20 protein-coding genes and 5 tRNA genes are annotated in these 19,536 nt (G+C 58.0%); 8 read left to right on the forward strand and 17 right to left on the reverse strand.

The features are described from left to right. Positions 1-110 precede the first annotated feature (110 nt). Together murA and ramA are read right to left on the reverse strand one after the other, a co-directional pair. Positions 111-1,379, reverse strand: coding sequence for a UDP-N-acetylglucosamine 1-carboxyvinyltransferase (murA, locus tag WMP96_RS06025; protein ID WP_023019848.1), 1,269 nt, complete (start codon positions 1,377-1,379; stop codon positions 111-113). 21 nt (positions 1,380-1,400) lie between these two features. Then, positions 1,401-2,240: an acetate metabolism transcriptional regulator RamA gene (ramA, locus tag WMP96_RS06030; RefSeq protein ID WP_005325834.1), complete on the reverse strand. Its 840-nt coding sequence runs from the start codon at positions 2,238-2,240 to the stop codon at positions 1,401-1,403. A gap of 264 nt (positions 2,241-2,504) precedes the next feature. Here ramA and cysK point away from each other — a divergent pair, with 264 nt between their 5' ends. Beyond that, entirely contained in the window at positions 2,505-3,440 is a 936-nt protein-coding gene (gene cysK / locus WMP96_RS06035; RefSeq protein ID WP_023019849.1) for a cysteine synthase A, read from the forward strand. Between the two features lie 70 nt (positions 3,441-3,510). Further along, positions 3,511-4,074 (forward strand): serine O-acetyltransferase EpsC, encoded by a 564-nt coding sequence (gene epsC / locus WMP96_RS06040; RefSeq protein WP_034655513.1) that lies wholly within the window; start codon positions 3,511-3,513, stop codon positions 4,072-4,074. 40 nt (positions 4,075-4,114) lie between these two features. On the opposite strand, the gene WMP96_RS06045 is transcribed toward epsC, so the two are convergent. From WMP96_RS06045 to WMP96_RS06070, 6 genes are all read right to left on the reverse strand, one after another. After that, on the reverse strand, positions 4,115-4,405 hold the full coding sequence (locus WMP96_RS06045) for a GNAT family N-acetyltransferase (protein ID WP_023019851.1): 291 nt from the start codon (positions 4,403-4,405) through the stop codon (positions 4,115-4,117). A 49-nt stretch (positions 4,406-4,454) separates the two neighbouring features. Beyond that, positions 4,455-4,527: transfer RNA gene (locus WMP96_RS06050), tRNA-Phe, on the reverse strand. A 19-nt stretch (positions 4,528-4,546) separates the two neighbouring features. Then, a tRNA-Asp gene (locus tag WMP96_RS06055) sits at positions 4,547-4,620 on the reverse strand. An 83-nt stretch (positions 4,621-4,703) separates the two neighbouring features. Next, positions 4,704-5,018 (reverse strand): DUF4288 domain-containing protein, encoded by a 315-nt coding sequence (locus WMP96_RS06060; protein WP_023019852.1) that lies wholly within the window; start codon positions 5,016-5,018, stop codon positions 4,704-4,706. An 84-nt stretch (positions 5,019-5,102) separates the two neighbouring features. Next, positions 5,103-5,176: transfer RNA gene (locus WMP96_RS06065), tRNA-Asp, on the reverse strand. 35 nt (positions 5,177-5,211) lie between these two features. Further along, a tRNA-Glu gene (locus WMP96_RS06070) sits at positions 5,212-5,287 on the reverse strand. 82 nt (positions 5,288-5,369) lie between these two features. Here WMP96_RS06070 and WMP96_RS06075 point away from each other — a divergent pair. After that, the gene (locus tag WMP96_RS06075; RefSeq protein WP_023019853.1) at positions 5,370-5,702 is read left to right on the forward strand and encodes a metal-sensitive transcriptional regulator; all 333 of its coding nucleotides are present in this window, start codon (positions 5,370-5,372) and stop codon (positions 5,700-5,702) included. 31 nt (positions 5,703-5,733) lie between these two features. Here WMP96_RS06075 and WMP96_RS06080 read toward each other — a convergent pair. Together WMP96_RS06080 and WMP96_RS06085 are read right to left on the reverse strand one after the other, a co-directional pair. Continuing rightward, positions 5,734-5,806 (reverse strand) — tRNA-Lys (locus WMP96_RS06080). A gap of 109 nt (positions 5,807-5,915) precedes the next feature. Further along, positions 5,916-7,418: an acetyl-CoA hydrolase/transferase family protein gene (locus tag WMP96_RS06085; protein WP_340432395.1), complete on the reverse strand. Its 1,503-nt coding sequence runs from the start codon at positions 7,416-7,418 to the stop codon at positions 5,916-5,918. 191 nt (positions 7,419-7,609) lie between these two features. Here WMP96_RS06085 and dusB point away from each other — a divergent pair, with 191 nt between their 5' ends. Both dusB and phoU read left to right on the forward strand, forming a co-directional pair. Then, positions 7,610-8,755 carry a tRNA dihydrouridine synthase DusB gene (gene dusB / locus WMP96_RS06090; RefSeq protein WP_301716351.1) on the forward strand — a complete coding sequence of 382 codons (1,146 nt, stop codon included), beginning with the start codon at positions 7,610-7,612 and terminating at the stop codon, positions 8,753-8,755. Between the two features lie 101 nt (positions 8,756-8,856). Further along, positions 8,857-9,585, forward strand: coding sequence for a phosphate signaling complex protein PhoU (gene phoU, locus WMP96_RS06095; protein ID WP_023019856.1), 729 nt, complete (start codon positions 8,857-8,859; stop codon positions 9,583-9,585). A 69-nt stretch (positions 9,586-9,654) separates the two neighbouring features. Here the strand turns inward: phoU and pstB are convergent, their stop codons facing one another. From pstB to mshD, 5 genes are all read right to left on the reverse strand, one after another. Beyond that, entirely contained in the window at positions 9,655-10,428 is a 774-nt protein-coding gene (gene pstB / locus WMP96_RS06100) for a phosphate ABC transporter ATP-binding protein PstB (RefSeq protein ID WP_023019857.1), read from the reverse strand. A gap of 52 nt (positions 10,429-10,480) precedes the next feature. After that, the gene (gene pstA, locus WMP96_RS06105) at positions 10,481-11,395 is read right to left on the reverse strand and encodes a phosphate ABC transporter permease PstA (RefSeq protein WP_005325819.1); all 915 of its coding nucleotides are present in this window, start codon (positions 11,393-11,395) and stop codon (positions 10,481-10,483) included. Positions 11,396-11,409: 14 nt separating this feature from the next. Continuing rightward, the gene (gene pstC, locus WMP96_RS06110; protein WP_301716352.1) at positions 11,410-12,456 is read right to left on the reverse strand and encodes a phosphate ABC transporter permease subunit PstC; all 1,047 of its coding nucleotides are present in this window, start codon (positions 12,454-12,456) and stop codon (positions 11,410-11,412) included. 121 nt (positions 12,457-12,577) lie between these two features. After that, entirely contained in the window at positions 12,578-13,681 is a 1,104-nt protein-coding gene (pstS, locus tag WMP96_RS06115; RefSeq protein WP_179386949.1) for a phosphate ABC transporter substrate-binding protein PstS, read from the reverse strand. Between the two features lie 214 nt (positions 13,682-13,895). After that, entirely contained in the window at positions 13,896-14,813 is a 918-nt protein-coding gene (gene mshD / locus WMP96_RS06120) for a mycothiol synthase (protein WP_284798074.1), read from the reverse strand. Positions 14,814-14,846: 33 nt separating this feature from the next. Between mshD and WMP96_RS06125 the strand changes: the two genes are divergently transcribed. Next, entirely contained in the window at positions 14,847-15,674 is an 828-nt protein-coding gene (locus WMP96_RS06125) for an LmeA family phospholipid-binding protein (RefSeq protein WP_200288673.1), read from the forward strand. Here WMP96_RS06125 and WMP96_RS06130 read toward each other — a convergent pair. Continuing rightward, entirely contained in the window at positions 15,658-16,695 is a 1,038-nt protein-coding gene (locus WMP96_RS06130) for a diacylglycerol/lipid kinase family protein (RefSeq protein ID WP_340432406.1), read from the reverse strand. The genes WMP96_RS06125 and WMP96_RS06130 overlap by 17 nt on opposite strands. Before the next feature lie 53 nt (positions 16,696-16,748). Here WMP96_RS06130 and WMP96_RS06135 point away from each other — a divergent pair, with 53 nt between their 5' ends. After that, positions 16,749-17,444 (forward strand): FABP family protein, encoded by a 696-nt coding sequence (locus WMP96_RS06135; protein ID WP_023019863.1) that lies wholly within the window; start codon positions 16,749-16,751, stop codon positions 17,442-17,444. Here WMP96_RS06135 and WMP96_RS06140 read toward each other — a convergent pair. Then, the gene (locus tag WMP96_RS06140; RefSeq protein ID WP_301716353.1) at positions 17,441-18,304 is read right to left on the reverse strand and encodes an aminodeoxychorismate lyase; all 864 of its coding nucleotides are present in this window, start codon (positions 18,302-18,304) and stop codon (positions 17,441-17,443) included. The genes WMP96_RS06135 and WMP96_RS06140 overlap by 4 nt on opposite strands. Positions 18,305-18,334: 30 nt before the next feature. On the opposite strand from WMP96_RS06140, the gene ygfZ reads away from it, so the two are divergent. Further along, a complete protein-coding gene (gene ygfZ / locus WMP96_RS06145; RefSeq protein WP_086588952.1) occupies positions 18,335-19,399 on the forward strand; it encodes a CAF17-like 4Fe-4S cluster assembly/insertion protein YgfZ in 1,065 nt (354 codons plus the stop codon). The last annotated feature ends 137 nt before the right edge of the window (positions 19,400-19,536 follow it).

The following is a 19,536-nucleotide window of genomic DNA, read 5'->3' on the forward strand; positions in this document are numbered from 1 at the left end:
ATCAAGTAACCTCCCGGCTACCTCCCGGCGACTTGGATTAATGTAGTCCACCACAACCAAACAACACAAATCCCCAGCACACAACGGAAAACTGTGTACTGGGGACGTCGTTAAAAGAGCTCTTCTTCCTGAGTTCTTTCGATCGTGGCGCCGAGACGCTGCAGGTTTTCTACAAAATTCGGATAACCGCGGTCGATGTGGAAAACATCGTGAACCGTAGTGGTCTCATCCGCACACAACGCAGAAAGCACCAAGCCCGCACCTGCGCGGATATCGGAGCTCCATACGTGAGTAGAAGACAGCCGCTCTTTGCCGCGGACTACTACATGGTGTCCATCAACCTGGGCATCGGCCCCCAGGCGCAGCATTTCATCTACAAAGCGGAAGCGGGATTCAAAGACATTCTCTGTAATGACCGTCGTTCCGTCCGCAATGGCGGAGATGCCAATGGCCATAGGCTGCAAATCAGTAGGGAACCCCGGAAATGGCAGGGTCTGATAGTCCACCGACTGCGGGCGCTGATCCATGCGTACGCGGAAGCCGTTCTCATAGGTTTCCAGTTCGGCACCGGCGGACTTCAGCTTTTCCAGTGGCAGGTGCAGGTGGCGCGGCGAGATACCGCCCACCGTGATGTCCCCCTGAGTCATGGCGGCGGCATATGCCCATGTACCTGCCACGATGCGGTCACCGATAACCTCGTGCTGGGTGGGCTGCAGCTTATCGACGCCCCGGATAGTCACCACCGAGCTTCCTTCACCTTCGATATCGGCACCCATGGACTTGAGCATGGTGCACAGATCGACGATTTCGGGCTCACGAGCCGCATTATGCAGAACGGTTTCCCCCTCAGCGAGAACCGCGGCGGTGAGGATGTTTTCGGTTGCACCCACTGACGGGAAATCAAGGCGAATATTCGCGCCACGTAGGTGGGTGGCTTCTGCCACGACGGCACCGTGCTCAATACGAGTGGTAGCGCCCAGCTTTTCCAGGCCCGTCTGGTGCATGTCTAGCGGGCGGGAACCAATCGCGTCGCCGCCGGGCAGCGCTACCTTGGCATGACCACAGCGGGAGGTCAGGGGTCCGAGCACACAAACGGAGGCGCGGAACTGGCGGACTGCATCAAAGTCCGCATTAGATTGTGGCTGCGCAGGAGTAGTAATCCGGACTTCAGAGCCCTCGATAACTACCTCGCAACCGAGCCCCTCGAGGACCTTCTTCATCAGGGGGACGTCCAGAATTTCTGGGCAGTTGGTCAGCGTCGTAGTGCCCTCCGCCAGCAAGGATGCGGCCATGAGCTTTAAGACGCTATTTTTTGCGCCATCTACTTTGACGGTGCCCTCTAAGCGGGCACCGCCGGAAACAATAAACTGATCTTTCACAACTGCCTACGCTACCGGTTCTTAAGGCAACGCGCCGATGCGACGGGCGGCATTGACCGCCTCGTAGCGGGTGTGCGCACCGAGTTTACGCATTACCGAGCGCAGATAAGACTTCACAGTTTCTGCGCCGATTCCCATTTCCTCAGCCGCTTCCACGTTGGTGTGGCCCAGGGCCACACAAGAGAGAACGTCGAGCTCGCGGGCGGAGAGCTTGGTGGATTGCTTCACGCGCACCGGAGAAACCATCTGGTCACATAGCGTCTCCAGTTCCTTGCGCAGCTCCTCGTCTTCCACGCGGTTAGCCAGCATGCGCAGCTTGGAGTGGGTGGAGCGTACCTGTTCCCACTCAGCACCGTTCATAACGTGGCCGCGGGCGGCTCCGCCTTTAGACCCATCGGCGCGGCGCATCGCGGAATTTACAGCTAGGTCCTGCTCAAGAGTGCGCGCGGTCATCGTCACTTCTTCGATGACCTTGTCGCCCAGGCGAACTGGTGAATGCACTCCCACGTAGAGGACGCCGCGGATTTCGCGCTGGACCGTAACGGGCACAGCCACGATGGAGTGCAGGCCCTCGTCTTGGATTACGCGATCATTCTCGTGCGAAATGGTAGTAGCACGGGTGTAATCGGAGACGCCTACCGCGCGGCGAGTGCTCACCACTCGCCCACCCACACCAACGCCTGAGTCAATGATCAGATTCTGCAGCGCTGGGGTACGTAGGCCCACCCACTGCGTAATCTGCAAGCGATTGTCTGGCAGCAGCGTGGCATACATCGTCACCGGAATACCTGTAGCGGTTTTCAGGGACGATAACGCCGCGCGTACGGATTCTTCATCATCTTTGAGGCGATGCGACTCCATGAGACTCTTTCCTCGTCGGGGGTAACCAAGCAGGTGTACCCGTCTTCCCCCGGGAATTTGGGGGCCAGCGGGCAACTGAGTGGAAGTATAGACAGCATGTGGGGGTAATTCGAAATCGCCCCTGGCTTATCCGGTGTTGTAATCCCACATGGAATGCCCGAATGCCCGGTCTAGAATATATATACTGACTGGTCTACTTGTGTAGTGTACCCTTGCGTTGTACACGATTTGAATCCAAATCCGATTCCCAAAGGAGTCAATACAATGGCTGTCTACAACAACATTATGGAAACCATCGGCGGTACCCCGTTGGTCCGCCTAAACCGTCTTACCGAGGGCAAGGGTGCAACCGTGCTTGCCAAGGTTGAATCGTTTAACCCCGCTAACTCCGTGAAAGACCGCATCGGCAAGGCCATCGTTGAGGCCGCTGAGAAGTCTGGTCAGCTCAAGCCGGGCGGCACCATCGTGGAAGCCACGTCCGGCAATACCGGCATTGCCTTGGCTCTGGCCGGCGCCACTTTGGGCTACAAGGTCATCTTGACCATGCCGGAGACCATGTCCAACGAGCGCAAGGTACTGCTGCGCGCCTACGGCGCAGAGATTGTGCTGACCCCAGGTGCGGCGGGCATGCAGGGCGCCGTCGACAAGGCGAATGAAATCGTCGCCGAGAACGACAACGCAATCCTGGCTGCACAGTTCGCCAACGAAGCAAACCCGAAGATGCACGAGGAGACCACCGGCCCGGAGATCTGGGAAGACGCCGAGGGCAAGGTTGATGCCTTCGTTGCTGGTGTAGGCACCGGCGGCACCGTTACCGGTGTAGGTCGCTTCCTGAAGTCCAAGAACCCGGACCTGCACTTGGCCGCCGTCGAGCCGTCCGACTCCCCTGTCCTGTCTGAAGGCCACGCTGGCCCGCACAAGATCCAGGGCATCGGCGCCAACTTCGTTCCTGAGGTACTTGACCGCGAGCTTCTCGACGAAGTCTTTACCGCCACCACCGAGGAGTCCATTAAGGCCTCCCGCGACCTGGCCACCCAGGAAGGCCTGCTGGTGGGCATTTCCGCCGGCGCTAACGTCTCTGCAGCTTTGAAGCTGGCAGAGCGCCCAGAGTTCGAGGGCAAGACCATCGTGGTTGTCCTGCCGGACTTCGGTGAGCGCTACGTCTCCACCATCCTCTTCGAGGACATCCGCGAGGCTTAAATCACTTCGGATGAATAAAAGCACCCGCCAACCTTGGCGGGTGCCTTTTTTATGCCAGTACTATGTGAGCATGAACATTATGAGCTACATCCGTGAAGACTTAGCGAATGCAAGAGATCACGATCCAGCCGCTCGCGGCGACGTCGAAAATGCAATAGTGTACTCCGGCCTCCACGCGGTGTGGTCTCATCGCATTTCGCACTGGATGTGGAAGCGCGGCCTACGCGGGCCCGCGCGCATATTAGCGCAAATTAACCGCTTCTTTACCGGCGTGGAAATCCACCCGGGCGCCACTATCGGTCGCCGCTTCTTTATTGACCACGGCATGGGCATCGTCATCGGTGAAACCGCCGAGATTGGCGATGGCGTCATGCTTTACCACGGTGTCACCCTCGGTGGCCAGGTACTCACTCAGACTAAGCGCCACCCCACCATCGAGGACAATGTAGTCATCGGCGCAGGCGCTAAGGTACTCGGCCCCATTACGATCGGTGAGGGATCGGCCATTGGCGCCAATGCCGTAGTGACGAAGGACGTGCCCGCCGAACATATCGCGGTGGGCATCCCAGCCAAGAACCGCCCACGCAATCCAAATGAGCGCATTAAACTGGTCGACCCCGATTACTACATCTAAGTTCTCTCCCAGCGGCCCACAGGCAACTGTGGGCCGCTTTTTATATGCCTTCTGGGCGCAGCAGGTCGCGGTATTCGGGGTTCTTTTCTATAAAGTGTGCCACGGCGGAGCAGGAAGCGATGACTTGCTTGCCGACGCCCCGGGCATCATCAAGCGCAGCCTTAATCAACGGCGCAGACAGTCCTTGGCCGCGAAAAGCGTCCTTGATGACCGTGTGGTTGAACTCGCGGGTATCGCCCGCGTCTACGTAGTAGCAAGCACCCGCCTCAGTACCGTCCACGGTGAGGACGTAACGGGATTTATCGGTCTGGTGTGCAATAGCGTGTTCCATGCACCCATACTAAAGCAAAAATGGCCCCTCTTAAGAGGAGCCATTGTTGTGGCCAGAGCCAGGATCGAACTGGCGACCCCACACTTTTCAGGCGTGTGCTCTACCGACTGAGCTATCTGGCCAGAAACCCGAAGGTTTCCGCGACCTTGACGGGACTTGAACCCGCGACCTCCGCCGTGACAGGGCGGCGCGCTAACCAACTGCGCCACAAGGCCATTTTAAATTATGTGTGCTCTCTGGCACGGATAGTTACTTTACAGAAGACTCCCAACACTCACCAAATCAGCACGTCATAACACTATTCGGGAGCCTGAAGAGGATCGCTTCCTCCTAATTTCATCTCAAAGCGCTCATAGTCTTCCAGTGCGGCAAAGTGTCGCGAGTAAAGGTCGCAATCTCGGTCCACATAGCCATACAGGGCCGGAGCAACATCTACAATGTGGCGCAACTTCAGCTCTTCATACTCTTGCTCGTGAGCTCGGTTAGCAACTTTGTGGTGCGCCTCCTCCTCAGAATCTGCGTAGACGAGGAAGAAGTCTTCCCGATAGAAATTCCTAAGCTCCGAATCCTGCGACACGAGCTCAAAGACGACAATCCCTACGTATGGTTCCACAGTGCTGACTCTCCTAATTCCTTAGTTGGCGCCAGCGTACCAAAACAAAAAGCAGCAATCGTAGAAACGATTGCTGCTTTTCTGCGACCTTGACGGGACTTGAACCCGCGACCTCCGCCGTGACAGGGCGGCGCGCTAACCAACTGCGCCACAAGGCCAATCGAATATTTAATTCGTACCAACACTTTCATGTTGGTACCCCCAACGGGATTCGAACCCGTGCCGCTGCCGTGAAAGGGCAGTGTCCTAGGCCGCTAGACGATGGGGGCCCGTCGCGCTATGGCGACCTCTAGAAATATACTGGAGACCTCACCTAGTTACAAAATCGCTCCCCCAGAAAGATTAGGAACCATGTCTGACCAGCATCAAACGTGCTCCTGTCACGAGCCACACGTGCACGGATATAACGCAGATTCACAAAGTAAAGATCGCTACCTCGCACGGCTCAAACGTATTGAGGGCCAAACACGCGGCATCCATCGCATGATCGAGGAAGACCAATATTGCATTGACATTATTACCCAGATTTCGGCCGTGAAGTCAGCGCTAGAAAATGTCTCACTCGCGCTCCTAGAAGACCATATCGAGCACTGCGTGGCCGGTGCTGCCGCCGAGGACGGCGAAGTGGCCACGGAGAAGCTAGAAGAGGCTATGCGCGCCATCAAGAAGATGGTGAAAAACTAAAAGGAGCCACCCGATAAGGTGGCTCCAGTTGTGGGCCCTGTGGGGATCGAACCCACGACCTGCGGATTAAAAGTCCGTAGCTCTACCAACTGAGCTAAAGGCCCAACGTCGCTACATCTTAGCTTGCGGCATTTGCAAAGTCCTAATTAGGGGGGCGTCGGCAAGCGAAAGGCGCCCAGCTTAGCACTGAGCGCCTGCCAGGACGCAGCTAGATTAGCCGCGCATATCGCCCTTTTCCATGAAGTTCACTTGGAAGTCGAAGGCGGTCTTCAAATCGTGCGGGGTGTGCTGGAACTTGTTTTCCTTGGCACGCTTGAAGTAGTCCTCCAGCAGCGGACGGTAGTCCGGGTGAGCCACAGAGATGACCTTCTCCACGCGCTCCTTCGGAGCCAGTCCGCGCAGGTCAGCTACTCCATACTCGGTAATGATGACCATGGTGTCATGTTCGGTGTGGTCCGTGTGGGACACGAAAGGAACCAGCGCGGAAATGGCGCCATCCTTGGCCACGGACGGCGAGACGAAGGTGGAGATATAGGCGTTGCGGGTGAAGTCACCCGAGCCACCGGTGCCGTTCATGATTCGGGAGCCGGAGACGTTGGTGGAGTTGATATTGCCGTAAATATCGGCCTCAATCATGCCATTGGAAGAAATCAAGCCGACGCGGCGAATGACCTCTGGGTGGTTGGAGACCTGCTGTGGGCGAAGAATGATGTGCTTGCGGTAGCGCTCTGCCTCCGCGTTCATCTTCTCGGCATACTCCGGGGAAAGGGCAAAGGAGGTAGCAGAGGCCATGGTCATCTTGCCGGCGTCAATAAGATCAAGCATGCCATCCTGGATAACCTCGGTGTAGGCCTGGATATTTTCAAACTTGGAATCCAAGAGGCCAGCCATCACGGCATTTGGCACGTTGCCCACGCCGGACTGCATGATGAACTTGTCATACTCAAGACGGCCGGCGGCTACCTCGCCTTCAAGGAACTCGATGAAGTTCGCGGCGATCTTTTCCGAGGTCTCGTCCGGCTCCTTAAATGGCGCGTTGCGATCGGGGGCATCGGTCTTGACCACTGCGACAACTTTGTCCTCCGGTACCTCCATGTAGGTGGTACCAATGCGGTCGCCCGGCTTGGTGATAGGGATAGGCTGACGGTTCGGCAGCTTTTCAATGCGGTAGATATCGTGCATGCCCTCGAGGTTGATGGACTGCCACTCATTAATCTCGATGATGATCTTATCCGCAGCCTCAATGTATTCGAGGTTATTGCCCACGGCGGAGGACGGGACGACGTGGCCTTCCTCGGTGATGCGCACAGCCTCGATGATGGCTACCTGGAAATCACCGTAGAAGCCCTCCTCTACTTGCTGGCCAGAGTGAGACAGGTGAATGTCCTGGTAGAGCGCGGTTCCGTCATTGAACTGCTTACGCAAGGTGGGATCGGAGTTATAAGGAGAGCGGAAGCGAATCGCCTCAGTTTCCGCGAGGACGCCATCGCAATCCGGAGCAGTAGAGGCACCAGAGAAGACATCGATCTTAAATTCCTCGCCCTTTTCGTGCAGGGCCTTGGCCTTTTCTGCAATGGCGGTAGGCAGGCCCTTAGGGTAGCCAGCGCCGGTAAAGCCGGAAATGCCTACGCGATCACCGTGGTTTACGTGCTGAGCAGCCTCTTCTGCCGAAACTACGAGCTTTTGAAACGGGGCATACGCGATTCTTTCGGACAAGGGTAATCCTCCTTCATCGAGAGACTAGCCAAAATAACGGCCGTCCTAATTAGTTACACAGACCACATTAGCGAATCTTTGCAAGATTTCCACCACATTTGTGTGACCCCCACCCCATAAAACGGAAATAAGGAACGCCACCACTGTGGCCCTAGTTGCTATTTTGGCCCGTCAACTAGCACAATTGGGGCGTGAATCTGCGCATTGGACACTACGATCTCTCCTCCCCCGTCATCCTCGCCCCGATGGCGGGGGTAACCAACGTTGCTTTCCGCACGTTGTGCCGCGAGCAGGAATTGGCGCGCACTGGCACGGTTTCCGGCCTCTACGTCTGTGAGATGGTCACCGCCCGCGCGCTAGTAGAGCGCAATGAAAAGACGCTGCACATGACAACCTTTGCTCCGCAGGAGGATCCCCGATCACTGCAGATTTATGCGGTGGATCCGGAATATACTTACAAGGCAGCAAAGATGATCGTGGACGAGAACTTGGCGGACCACATTGATATGAACTTTGGCTGCCCGGTTCCCAAGGTGACCCGTCGCGGCGGTGGATCCGCTTTGCCTTATAAGCGACGCCTCTTTGGCAATATTGTCTCCGCCGCCGTCAAAGCTACTGAGGGCACCGACATCCCAGTAACGGTAAAGATGCGCGTAGGCATTGACGATGAACACCATACGCATCTTGATGCGGGGCGCATCGCCGTCGAATCCGGCGCCGCCGCCGTTACCTTGCATGGCCGTACCGCCGCCCAGCGCTATTCCGGTGAAGCACGGTGGGACGAGATCGCCCGACTAAAAGAGCACCTAGCAGACACTGGAGTCCCGGTTTTGGGCAATGGCGATATCTTCCGCGCCGAGGATGCGCGCCGCATGATGGAACAGACCGGTTGCGACGGCGTGCAGGTCGGGCGCGGCTGCCTCGGCCGCCCGTGGCTCTTTGCGGAGCTCGGCGCTGCCCTTCGCGGCGAGTCCATCCCAGCTGAGCCCACCCTGGGTGGGGTTACCCAGGTTATTCTCCGCCACGCAGAGCTACTCGCAGAGCACGATGGCGAGGATAATGCTTCCCGCGACATTCGCAAACACATTGGCTGGTACCTGCGCGGCTTCCCAGTCGGCGGCCAAGTACGCGCGGGCTTGGCCAAGGTGGATTCCCTCGACGCACTGCGAGAGCTCCTAGCCCCATGGGCAGATTCCGACGCCTTGGCTGCCGACGCCGACGGTGCCCGAGGCCGCCAAGGTTCGCCTTCCAAGGTGGCATTGCCAGATGGCTGGCTCGACGATCCGGAGGATGAATGCGTTCCCGTCGCCGCAGATATTATGAATTCCGGCGGTTAACCTTATTAGGGCATCAGAGCACCCTGGGGTATATAGGTATCGTGCATTTATTTTCCACTTAAGTTGCGCGGGAATGGAAAGTTTTCGCTATTATTTCTGGCATGCGTGCTGCCTACAGGGAACACTTAGACAACTTCTCCCATGACCTCATCGTCATGTGCGATACCGTGCGCACCATCATGGATAAGGCCTCACAGGCGCTAATCCAGGGCGTTTTGGAATCTGCCGAAGAAGCTCTCACTATGACTGAGGAGCTCGATGAGATCCGCACTCGATGCTCGGAGCGCGCCGTAAAACTTTTAGCACTAGAAAACCCCATGGCGCAGGATCTCCGCCAAGTTGTCTCTTCCATCTATATCGTGGAAGACCTCTACCGAATGGGAAAGCTTGCCCAACACATCGCGGATTCCGCACGCCGCCGCCACCCCGATCCCGTGGTGCCTGCGAACTACATGGGCTACTTTGAGGAGCTGTACCGTCTCACTGAAGAGATGGGTTCTGTGCTGCACAATATTCTCGTTACTCCCGACGCGGATCTATCCGTGAACCTTCGCGCCGATGACGACGCCGTGGACGATATCAACTCTCATCTTTTGCGCCTCCTGACCCAGCGCGAGTGGGAAGGATCCGTCCGAGAGGCAGTGGAGACCTCGCAGATTACGCGCTATTACGAGCGCTATGCCGACCACTGCGTTTCGGTTGCCGGCCACATTATCTATTTGATCACTGGGCTGCTGCCCCACGACTATGCCAAGAAGCTAGAAGAGAGCAAGAAGGACGCGGAGTTCGAGGCCCGTATGGCCGAGCTGGAGCGTCAGTTCCGCCGCTAAGGAATAAAAACTAAGAAACGGGCCGGTTCGAATGAACCGGCCCGTTTTCTCGGACAATCTCTCTACTCTTTAGCCAAAGCGGCCAGAGATATAATCCTCGGTCTCCTTCTGGGAAGGATTCTCGAAGATCTTGGTGGTGTCATCGAACTCCACCAGGTGACCCGGCTTGCCGGTTGCTTCCAGGGAGAAGAAGCCGGTCTTATCGGACACACGGGCTGCCTGCTGCATATTGTGGGTCACGATGACGATGGTGAAGTTCTCCTTCAGCTCGTGGATAAGGTCCTCCACGGCGAGGGTGGAAATCGGGTCTAGGGCGGAACAAGGCTCGTCCATGAGCAGCACCTCTGGCTCCACGGCGATGGCGCGGGCGATGCACAGACGCTGCTGCTGACCACCGGAAAGGCCGCCGCCCGGCTTGTCCAGGCGGTCCTTGACCTCGTCCCACAGGTTGGCGCCGCGCAGGGACTTCTCCGCGACTTCCTTGAGCTTCTTCTTGTTCTTCTCACCGGAAAGCTTGAGGCCAGCCACGACATTGTCCTCAATGGACATCGTGGGGAACGGGTTAGCCTTCTGGAAGACCATGCCGATGGTGTTGCGTACGGATACTGGGTCAACCTTTGGTCCGTAGATATTGGTGCCATCGAGCAGGATTTCACCCTTTACCGAGGCGCCGGGAATGACCTCGTGCATACGGTTGATGGTGCGCAGCACGGTGGACTTACCGCAGCCGGAAGGGCCGATGAATGCGGTCACGGCCTGGGCCGGGATCTGCATATTCACGTTCTGCACGGCGTGGAAGTCGCCGTAGAAAATGTTCACGTCATTGAGCGCGAGCTTAGACATTTGGGAGTTTCTCCTCTAGCAAGTGTATGGCGGAATCGAGTGTTACGGCGTTTTACTTCTTAACCGAGAACTTTGCGGACACGATGCGGGCCGCAATATTGAGGACGGCGATGAGGATAACCAGCGTCAAAGCTGCACCCCAAAGCTTGTCCAGCACGGCTGGCTGAGCGCCGGCCTTGTACATATCCAGCATCATCAACGGGAGCGAGGACTGAGATCCCTTGAAAGCGTCCCAGTTGATGACGGAGGAGGAACCAACCAAGACCAGCACCGGCGAGGACTCACCCATCACGCGGGCAATCGCCAGCATGATGCCGGTGACAATGCCGGACAGGGCGGTAGGCAGAACGATACGGGCGATGGTCTTCCACTTTGGTACACCGAGCGCGTAGGACGCCTCACGCAAGTCCATTGGGACCACGCGCAGCATCTCTTCGGTATTGCGCACCACAATCGGAATCATCAGCAGTACCAGGGACAGCGCCACGGCGAAGCCAGAGCGGCCGAAACCGAAGAGGGTAATCCACATGGCGAAGATGAACAGGGCTGCGACGATGGAAGGCACACCGGACAGGATGTCCACCATGAAGGTAGTGATGCGGCCAAGCCATCCACCCTTGGAGTACTCCACCAGGTAAATAGCGGTGAAGATGCCGATGGGAATGGAGATGACGGAAGCCAAAATGGTTTGCACGAAAGTACCCACGATTGCGTGGGCAGCACCGCCGCCAGCCGAGCTATTCATGATGCCGCGCTGGGAGGCGGTCCACCACTCAGGGTTGAGGATTACGCCACTACCGCGGGCGATGAGTTCCCACAGAACCCACACCAGCGGGACCATAGCCAAAATCATTGCGCCCCAGACCACTGCAGTGGCGATGTTATTGGTCATCTTGCGGGAGCCGGAGATGTCCAGGAATGTCGCGCCGCCTTGGGAGGCAGGCTTGGCATTAGTTGTCGTAGTCATTGATCCTCCCCTCCTTACTTCTTCTTCACGATGGCGCGGGCAATTGCGTTGACCACGAAGGTCAGCAAGAACAGCATGAGGCCGGCGGCGATGTAGGCACCAGCGCGCATCTCGTTACCGAACTCGGCAGATGCCAGGGCGATGGCCGTGGCGAAGGTCGTGCCGCCATCGAAAAGCGAGAAGCGGAAGTCAATCAGCGGGGAGACGACCATGTACAGCGCCATGGTCTCACCCAGCGCACGGCCCAGGCCGAGCATGGAGCCTGCGATATAGCCGGACATGCCGAATGGCAGCACGGTCATGCGGATAACTTCCCAACGGGTAGCGCCCAGCGCCAGGGCGGATTCCACCTGGCCTGGAGGGGTCTGCACGAAGACCTCGCGGGCGGTGGCCGCGATGATCGGCAGAATCATCACGGCGAGCACGATGCCACCGGTAAACAAGTTGCGGCCGGTAGCAAAAGAGGGCGAGTTATCGAAGACATGGAAGAGGAAGAAGCCGCCGGCCCAAGACTCCATCCAGGAGTAGAAGCCGGATAGCGCCGGGCCGAGAACCTGCCAGCCCCACAGACCATAAACAATGGAAGGAACCGCAGCGAGCATGTCCACCAGGAAGCCGAGAGGTTTGACCAAGCGGGCAGGCGCGTAGTTGGACAGGAAGATGGCAATGGCCAGGGCCACCGGCATAGCCAGCAGGAGGGCGAAGACGGAGATAAGGACGGTGGTACCGAACATGGTCGGGATACCGAACTTCATCGCAGAAGTATCGGTGGTCTCCCAACGGCCACCATAGGTAAAGAAACCCAAGATGCCGCCGTCGTTGACTCCCAGGGCGGGAACTGCACGCCACAGCAGGAAGGCGGCAATAGCCGCAATCATGACGGTAATAAGTGTTGCCGAAGCAGTGGACAGGAACTCAAAGACACGATCGCCTGGGCGCTTTACGCCGCTATTGGAACTGGTGGTAGCTACTTCTTCGTGTCCGCTGGTGGAGACTCGCTCGGCAGCGGTGGTATTCGCGTCCGCCTGCTCTGGAGCCGTGGTGAGATTATTGTCTGCCATGAGACTGTTAATCCTTTTCAGCGTTGAAAATGGAAAATATCGTTACATACCTGCGCCCCCAAAGCGCGAATCGTGTGCGGCAGTGGGGGCGGGAGGTATTAAGCTTTTACAGCTTTAGCGCTTACTGCAAAGCGTCAACAGCAGCCTTCAGCTTGTCCAGGTGAGCACCCTCAACCGGGATGAAGCCTTGCTCAGCCAGCTGGTCGTCCTGGTGATCCAGGACGGTGGTGAAGAAGGACTTGACCAGCTTGGAGGTCTCCTCATCGTAGCCCTTGGAGCAGACGATGTTGTAGGTGGTCAGGATGAGCGGGTATGCACCCTCGTTATCGGAGGAGAACAGTGCCTCAGAGTCAACAACCATGTTGTGCTCGGAGTCGGTCTTCTTGAACTCCAGGTTTTCCAAAGCCTTGTTGACGGACTCGGTGGAGAGCTCAACTGGGCCGTGGCCGAAGTCAATCTTGGCCTTCTTAACGCCCTCGCCTTCCTTCTGGTCTGCAAAGCCAGCCTCGACGTAGGTGATAGCACCGTCGATGCTTGCAACCTGGTCAGCAACGCCGGAGGAACCGTTAGCGCCCTCACCAACAGAATCCGGGAACTGCTTGCCCTCGGAGTCCCAGTCGCCCGTAGCGGCCTTCAGGAACTTCTGGAAGTTTGCGGAGGTACCGGACTCGTCGGAACGGAAGATGACGGTGATGTCCTTGTCCGGCAGGTCGGTGCCCTCGTTGTCAGCGGCGATAGCCTTGTCGTTCCACTTCTTGATTTCGCCCTTGAAGATCTTGCCCAGGGTCTTGGTGGAAAGGTTGATCTCGGTGTCACCCAGGTTGTAGGCGATTGCAACCGGGCCGATGGTGGTTGGCAGATGCCATGCCTCGTTGCCGTCGCAACGCTTAGCGGCAGCCTCGACCTCGCCCTCGTCTTCCTTCAGGGCGGAGTCAGAACCAGCGAAGTCAGCCTGACCGTTGGTGAAGGCCTCAACGCCGGCGCCGGAACCGGAAGCATTGTAGGACAGGGAAGCGTCTGGGTGATCCTCGGAGAACGCGGTTTGGAAGTAAGACATTGCGTTCTGCTGGGAGGATGCACCGTCGCCGACGAGCTCGCCGGAGACGTCCTCGCCGCCAGCGGAATCGGAGGAGGAGCCAGACTCCTCAGAGCAAGCTACGAGAGCGGTAGAGGTTGCGGCTACGATGCCGAAGATTGCGGCGGTGCGCTTGAAGTTGCGAATCACGGGAAAACCCTTTCCGGTGCAGATCAGAGATTGATTGTCCGAGGAAACCGCATCTCCTAGAGAGATATTTCCCGCATCCCGCTTCGCTTTCTGGGGCGAGATGCAGGTGCGCAGGTGCGGTTAACTCACAAGGTGTAAAGCTATCCGCAGGATCTGACCAAAAGGGTGCCAATAGGTGAACACTGAGTGAACAAACACGGCTCACCCCATGACTTTAATCACATACACCCCATACGACGTGTTCTTCATCAACTTTAAAGCCCAGGCGCTCATATGCTTTCAGCGCCGGATCATTGTCCGCTTCCACATAAAGAATTACCCGCTGAGCACCCTTTTCCACCATGCGACGCAGACCAATCTGCAGCAGCGGTCCACCCAATTTCTTGCCGCGATAGTCCGCAGCCAAGCCCACCACGTAGACCTCACCGAATCCCGGGGCTTCCTCCGCATGCCATTTGGTCCAGTGGAAGCCGGCTAGGACCGGATCTCCTGCCGTATCCCACAAGAAGAGCAGGTCAGCGGGATCAAACCAATCCGCCTCCATGCCGCGGTGCAGGCGATCTATATCCCAGCCACCTTGCTCAGGGTGCCAGGAAAAAGCCTCATTATTTGCCTTGAGCCACTGCTCCTCCACAAACTCCTGCCCCCATTTTGCTACCGACTCGGAGTAATTGAGCGCCGTCAAAGGCACGTCCTCGGGACGGGCGACAGCAGCGAGCTCTTCTCCCCCAATACCCATAACCACTAGCTTACGGGTGACCTGCAGACCTCGGGAGTGTGCCAGGGCCTGTGCGGCCGGCAGGTTCCCGTGGGCCCAGGCCTGGAGATTGGGGGTTTCCGCGGCGGCGTCGTAAAGCAAAGCCCCATAGCCCTGTCCGCGGAAATCTGGGGCGATAAATAGCTCGGCGGTGGAACCATCCAGCCCAGCCACGCCGCACGGCTTCTTATCTACCCACGCCACCAAGTGGCGATGCTGCAGGCGGGAATCAGTGAGGCCATTAAGGAACTGCTCTGAAAGGGGCGCCATTCCATCCACACGTTCGGCCTGCTCAGCAAGCTCTTCTAGGCGGCTCGCCAGCTCCGGGGAGTCCGGCAGGTTTTCTTCCGTGATACTAAAGGCATTGCTAGTCATAGACCCCAGAATACGTAGGGTAAGAATGAAGGGGTGAGTGTTCTAAGAATTGACCGGCGCATCGTACACATCCTCCTCGTGGTGTGCGTATTCATTGCGGCCTGGGTGGCGGATGCCTGCGTGGCTATGCACACGGAACACAAGGTGGCACAGGCCGTAAAAGCCAATTCACGGCTGGAAAATACGCCAGATGTCTTTATCGGTGGCACCCCCTACGTGTGGGCTGCGGCCTCGAAGGAAATTCCCTATTTGGAGGTCAAGGCGCTCGACGTGGAGGTGCCCAAGCTGGGAATGGTCAATGCTTCGACCGTACTGCGCGATATTACGGTGACCCCAGAACAAGTAATGAACGGCGATATTGAGGGCGCGCCTGTTTCTACCTACTCGCGCGGCATTTCCTTAGACGGGGTGGCGTTGGGCCGCCTGCTGGGAATTACCGATCTATCCATTGCCAACCCAGACGATATCTCCCCTTCCGGTGGCACCTCCGCGGAAGCTGAGCTGACAGGCACCCTGCCTGGCGATACTCACAAGTCCACCGCCAAAGTCACCCTCCGCTTAGTCGGGCCGGAGTTTCGCATGCAGGTCTATGACACCGATGACGAGCGCCTGCAAAAGGCCTTTTCCCTCAACTTTGATACTCGCCAGCTTCCGCTTCCGGCCCAGGCTACCGCAGTAAAAATGCAGGGCGGCACCATCTCCTTCGAAATACAGCGCCGCAATATCAAGGTGCAGCTGGCCCAACTCTCTCCTCTGGAGATTGAAGGCTCGGAGCAAAAGGCCGTGGAAGAGGCAGAAAAGAAAGCCGCCGACACCAAGCACCGGGTGGGACCTGCGCCGCAGGCTAGCGCAGGCGGATAAAGTCCCGGAGCACTTCCTTCATCGTGCGCTTATGGACTTCTCTCCTATCCTGCGGGGCGAATACCTCGATGGCTTCCTTTACGGAGGCTAAGGTAACGGCATCGAAGCGCCCCTCAGATTCCCCGTCGGCCTGGAAGCGCTGCGGTTCGCGGCAGACCAGTTCGACGCGCATGGCATCGTCGAAGGCCACGGTCTTTTCTTTGGTGAGCTTATTGAGCCATCCACGTTTATCGGCACCAAAGAGGTGCAGCAGGCCGACGACGCCGCCAAGTCCGCTAAACTCCTCCAGGCCAAAAAGAGCAAGGCCCTCATCAAAAGAATTGCGCGGATTGGTCACAACCGGCAGAGGGCCTAGGAAGGTCCACGGGTTGGTATTGGAGGTAAACATGAGCGGCACATCGTCTTTGCGCAGCTGCTCGCCGATGCTGGATTCGGCCTTAACCGCAATATGCGGTGGATTCTTCCGCGCGCGGCTCCACGCCCGAATGGCAACATTGAGATAGTGCAGTGGAGTGGCAGAAAATCCTTGCTCGCGCGCTCGGTCCACGCGCGCCAAAACATCCGCATCCAAGCCGAAGCCGGCATTGACGGCAAACCAGCGATCGTTCCACGTGCCCAGGTAAATGGTGCGACGGAGGTTGCGCTCCAGCATGCGCGCCAATACGTGAGTGGCTTCCACCGGAGTGTTGGGAAAACCTAGAGCGCGCACGAAAACATTGGCAGACCCGGTAGGAATTACGGCCAACGCGGGGATGGAGTGGGGGTCGGGGCGCTGCCCATCGGCCGGGCCGAGGAGCCCGTTGACTACCTCGTTGACGGTCCCATCTCCGCCTACAGCGATAATGACGTCATAGTCATCCCTGGTCATTCCCTTGACCATCTCTTCGGCGTGGCCGGGGTGGTGCGTAAATTGCACCTTCAGGCGCAGCCCCTCCACCGCTTGTAGGCAAGGAACGATTTGGCGGAAAAGGGCGTTGGTTTGTGAGGTCGAGTTGGGATTCGAGATCATCAATGCATGCACGAGGCCCAAGTCTAGTAGTTAAATAGGCGGGTTCACGACTAGGCTGGACGCCCATGAGCGAAAATAAAAATGAAACCACTCCCGAAAACATCGAAACCACCGCGGCTTCCCACCCGGAAAATGATCCGGGAAAGCTCAACGGCAACGATGCCGTGAACCAGGCCGCCGAGCAGTGGAAAGACGCCGCTAGCCGCAATATCCCCGCTCTCGAGCTGGGCGATACCCCGGTACCGGACGATACCGCTAACCTGCGCCAGGGCCCATCGCTGCACGACGGCCTGCTAGGACTGCTCCCCCTCGTGGGCGTCTGGCAAGGCGAGGGCCAGGCACACGATACGCAGGGCCAGGAATATACCTTTGGCCAGCAGCTGGTCATCGCCCACGATGGCGAGAATTACCTCACGTTTAGCTCCCGTACCTGGAAGATTGATACCGAGGGCAAGCCGGAAGGCCCCTCCGTGCGCGAGACCGGCTTCTGGCGCATTTCTGAAAAGGATGAAATCGAGGTCACTTACACCTCTTCCAACGGCATTGTGGAAATCTTCTACGGCGAGCCGTTCAATGACCGCGCATGGCAGCTGGAGTCCGCCTCCACCATGGTCACCGAAACCGGACCGAAAAACCTGGGGCCGGGCAAGCGCATGTACGGCCTGATGCCCAATAACAACCTGGGCTGGGTAGACGAGCGCATGGTTGATGGGGAAATGCGCCCCTACATGTCCGCGGAGCTCACCCGTATCGCTGGCTAGTCCCCCAGCGCTTTATCAATAAGGTCTCGAATGACGTCCACGTTATCCGGGGCCTTTAATTTTTTGCCATTAAGCCGGGTGACCCGGGCGGCAACGCGCACCGAGGACACCAGCCACACTGAGTCCGCCTTTTCCAGATACTCCACGGTGAGCGGCTTGGCTTTGCAGCGATAGCCCTCCTTAGTGGCGTGGGCGAAAAGGGCCGCCTGCGTGGTTCCGGGAAGGATGCCGCGGCCGGCGGCGGTGCGCAGTTTCTCTCCCTTGACGGCCACCACGGTCGAGGTTGCGCCCTCGAGGATTTCTCCGGTGTCCGGATCGGTGAGGATGAGATCCTCAAAGCCCTTCTCTCGCGCCATGCGCAGCATCGCCATCGTGGCCGCATAGTTGAGCGTCTTGGCGGGTAATTCCTCAGCTACGTGCCACAGGCGCGGGCTGGTCATTACGGCTACGCCGTGCGCGCGCTGTTCTAGGACCCTTTCCTCGATGGGCTGCACCACGACCCAAGCGCTCGGCCGCCCCGTGGAGGCGCGTCCGCGGGTATAGGTCCAGGTGCATTTAGCATCCCCTGTCTCTTCCCCGCAGAAATCCGCAATTGCAAGGCGCGTGGCTTCTTCCCACTTCTCCATGGGTGGTTCCGGCAGATTCATGGTGCGCGCCGAATCGCAGAAGCGTTGCGCGTGCCGCTGCAGGTTAGCGGCTTTTCCTCCGCGTACGAGCAGGGATTCAAAGATGCCATCACCGCGGGTGACCGCGGCATCATCCGCATAGACGAGAGGCAGCGTGGGCATATGCCTGCGTACCGACCCTCCAAAGGGCTCCACAACGTAGATGACCGGCTCTTTTCGCGGCGAGAACTTCATAGTTTTGATTATGCCCTACCATCGGTAGTTGTGAGTTATTCTTCGCCTCTTTTGCAGCGCGCCGGTGCCGCAGAGCACCAGGACGCGACCGTACTCGATGCCCAGGGCGTGGCCTGGCACTATGGCAATCCGCTGGGTGAGCAACGGGCTGCCGATGGCGGCACCATAGTCATCGACCGCTCCCAACGCCGCGTCATCCGTGTCAGCGGCAAGGACGCCGCCGAGTTTCTTAATAATTTGCTTTCGCAAAAGCTGGATACCGCCCCCGTGGGCTTTAGCGCCGGTGCCCTTGACCTAGACATCCAAGGACATATCCTCCACCACATGGATATCGTCCGCACCGAAGACGCCTTTCTTATCGACGTCCCTGCGGCCCAATTCGACTCCCTTTTCAAGTTCCTCACCATGATGGTCTTTTGGTCCGAGGTCACCGTAGAGGAAGCCGATATCGCCATCCTCACTCTCCTGGGTGAGACCGATATTGCGCCCCCACCCATGGTGGAGTTTTCCCGCCAGGTTCAGTGGACCGGAATCAATCGCGTTGACCTGGGAGTTCCGCGCGAATCCTTGGTTGAGGCAACGAAGCTCTTGGAGGAATCCGGCGCGCGACTGGCCGGGCTTATGGCGTTTACCGCCGAGCGTGTGCGGGCCCGTGAGCCGGAGCTGGCAGCGGATCTAGATAATAAATCCATCCCCCACGAGGTACCGCAGTGGATTAGCCGTAGCGCAGATAATCCGGCCCACGTCCACCTCAATAAGGGCTGTTACCGCGGTCAGGAAACGGTAGCGCGCGTGGAAAACCTCGGCCGCTCTCCTCGCCTATTGGTGCAGCTACACCTCGACGGCTCAGCCCCGCAACGGCCGAATGTGGGCGATGACATTACTTTCAATGGACGTAAGGTAGGCCGCATCGGCACGATCGTGGATGACTGCGATTTTGGCCCCATTGCCCTAGGCCTCGTGAAGCGCTCTGCGCTGGACGCCGGCACCCTAGAGGTGGGCGATACGGCGGCTTCAATTGATCCTTCTTCCATCCCCGAAGATGAGGGCCCCAAGGCCGGACGTGAGGCGGTAAACCGGCTGCGCGGACGTTAGATCTCCCACTAGCTAGGGGGCGGTGCGGAATTTTTTCGTCACACAGGCTATTGTGTCTTACAGGAAGATACTCAATAGACAAGTCGATGGGGCGCCCAAGAATCCCTGGCGCGCCCTACTAACCCAAGGGGGTCATG

The organism is Corynebacterium sp. KPL4035 (genome assembly GCF_037908325.1).
GTDB classification, from domain to species: domain Bacteria; phylum Actinomycetota; class Actinomycetes; order Mycobacteriales; family Mycobacteriaceae; genus Corynebacterium; species Corynebacterium kefirresidentii.

Bases quoted from the DNA above. Each gene is read 5' to 3' on its own strand.
- pstC (WP_301716352.1), bottom strand. From the start codon at position 12,456: ATGGCAGACAATAATCTCACCACGGCTCCAGAGCAGGCGGACGCGAAT.
- pstA (WP_005325819.1), bottom strand. From the start codon at position 11,395: ATGACTACGACAACTAATGCCAAGCCTGCCTCCCAAGGCGGCGCGACA.
- cysK (WP_023019849.1), top strand. From the start codon at position 2,505: ATGGCTGTCTACAACAACATTATGGAAACCATCGGCGGTACCCCGTTG.
- phoU (WP_023019856.1), top strand. From the start codon at position 8,857: ATGCGTGCTGCCTACAGGGAACACTTAGACAACTTCTCCCATGACCTC.
- WMP96_RS06045 (WP_023019851.1), bottom strand. From the start codon at position 4,405: ATGGAACACGCTATTGCACACCAGACCGATAAATCCCGTTACGTCCTC.
- epsC (WP_034655513.1), top strand. From the start codon at position 3,511: ATGAACATTATGAGCTACATCCGTGAAGACTTAGCGAATGCAAGAGAT.
- WMP96_RS06140 (WP_301716353.1), bottom strand. From the start codon at position 18,304: ATGAAGTTCTCGCCGCGAAAAGAGCCGGTCATCTACGTTGTGGAGCCC.
- pstB (WP_023019857.1), bottom strand. From the start codon at position 10,428: ATGTCTAAGCTCGCGCTCAATGACGTGAACATTTTCTACGGCGACTTC.
- WMP96_RS06075 (WP_023019853.1), top strand. From the start codon at position 5,370: ATGTCTGACCAGCATCAAACGTGCTCCTGTCACGAGCCACACGTGCAC.
- WMP96_RS06135 (WP_023019863.1), top strand. From the start codon at position 16,749: ATGAGCGAAAATAAAAATGAAACCACTCCCGAAAACATCGAAACCACC.
- ramA (WP_005325834.1), bottom strand. From the start codon at position 2,240: ATGGAGTCGCATCGCCTCAAAGATGATGAAGAATCCGTACGCGCGGCG.
- mshD (WP_284798074.1), bottom strand. From the start codon at position 14,813: ATGACTAGCAATGCCTTTAGTATCACGGAAGAAAACCTGCCGGACTCC.